The sequence below is a fragment of the Xanthomonas sp. SHU 308 genome, assembly GCF_000364645.1.
Taxonomy (GTDB): Bacteria; Pseudomonadota; Gammaproteobacteria; order Xanthomonadales; family Xanthomonadaceae; genus Xanthomonas_A; species Xanthomonas_A sontii.
On sequence record NZ_AQOK01000155.1, the window covers coordinates 1 to 1,451 of the forward strand.

General features: G+C 71.3%; 1 protein-coding gene. It reads right to left on the reverse strand.

The features are described from left to right. The gene (locus D588_RS0106455) at positions 1 to 1,251 is read right to left on the reverse strand and encodes a tetracycline resistance MFS efflux pump (protein ID WP_017915401.1); all 1,251 of its coding nucleotides are present in this window, start codon (positions 1,249 to 1,251) and stop codon (positions 1 to 3) included. Positions 1,252 to 1,451: the final 200 nt, after the last annotated feature.

The window sequence follows — 1,451 nt, forward strand, 5'->3', positions numbered from 1 at the left end:
TCAGCCGCCGGCCGCCGCGGCAGCCGGCACCCGCGCGCGGCGCCAGGCCACGATCCAGCCGCCGCCCAGCAACAGCGCCGCCAGCAGCCACGGCACGCCGGGGAAGTGCAGCAAGGCATGCGGGCCGATGAAGGCGGCGAACACCCACGCGTACAAGAGCGGCCCGATCACCCCGGCCAGGCTGACCAGGCTCATCAGTGCGCCCTGGATGCGGCCCTGCGCGTCGGCGCCGACGTGGCGGGTGACGATCGCCTGCGCCGCCGGCCCGGCCACTGCCCATAGCGCACTGATCGGCACGCCGAGCAGGAACAGCACGCCGCTGCCGGCCACGCTGTAGATGGCGAAGCCGATCACGCCGCAGCCCAGGCCGAACAACAGCGCGCCGCGCTCGCCGAAGCGGCGCACCACCCGCGCCACCAGCACGGCGTTGACCACGATGCTGCACACACCGACCAGGGCCAGCACCCAGCTGACCTGTTTCGGTCCCCAACCGAAGCGGTAGTCGGCGAACAGGACGAAGATGCTCGGGTAGACGTAGTGCGCCAGGTTGGCCAGGAAAATCACCGCGGCCAGCGCGAACACCTGCGGATAGCGCTGCAGCAGGCGCAGCGCGCCGAACGGATTGGCATGCGCCCAGTCCACCCGCGCGGTGCGCCGTTCCGGCGCCAGCGATTCGGGCAGCACCCACAGGCCGTAGAGGAAGTTGAGCAGAGCCAGCCCGGCGGCGAACCAGAACGGGGCGCGCAGGTGCAGGCTGCCGAGCCAGCCGCCCAGCAGCGGACCGACCACGAAACCGACGCCGAACGCGGCGCCGATGATGCCGTAGGCCTGGGCGCGCTTGTCGGCCGGGGTGATGTCGGCGATGTAGGCGTTGGCCGAGGTGAAGCTGGCCGAGAACACGCCGGAGACCATGCGCGCCAGCAGCAGCACCGGCAGGCTCTGCGCCAGCGCCATCACCATGAAGTCCACGCCCAGCCCCAGGCACGAGGCCAGGATCACCGGGCGCCGGCCGTAGCGGTCGGACAATGCGCCCTGCAGCGGCGAGCTGACGAATTGCAGCGCGGCGAACAGGAAGCCGAACCAGCCGACCCAGCGGGCCGCGGCAGCGAAGTCCCCGCCGGTGAAGCCGCGCACCAGCGTGGGCAGCACCGGAATGATGACGCCGAAAGACAGCACGTCGATCAGCAGGGTGACGAAGATGAAGGCGACCGCGGCGCGGCGTGAGCGGACAGCGGGAGTCGGAGCGTGCACGGCAGGCCTCCTGGCGGACGCGGCAGTGTAATCGGCGTACCTGGTCATCGGCGCACCCGTGGGTGTGGGAGGTGGCCGATTGGAACGGGCGGCGTGGCTGCGACACCGTGGTGGCTCGGCTGGCCGTCGCAGGAGCGCTTGCACCGCGACCGGTGGGGTCATGGCGTCGGGACTGAAGTCCCTCCCGCAGCAGTTTCCAG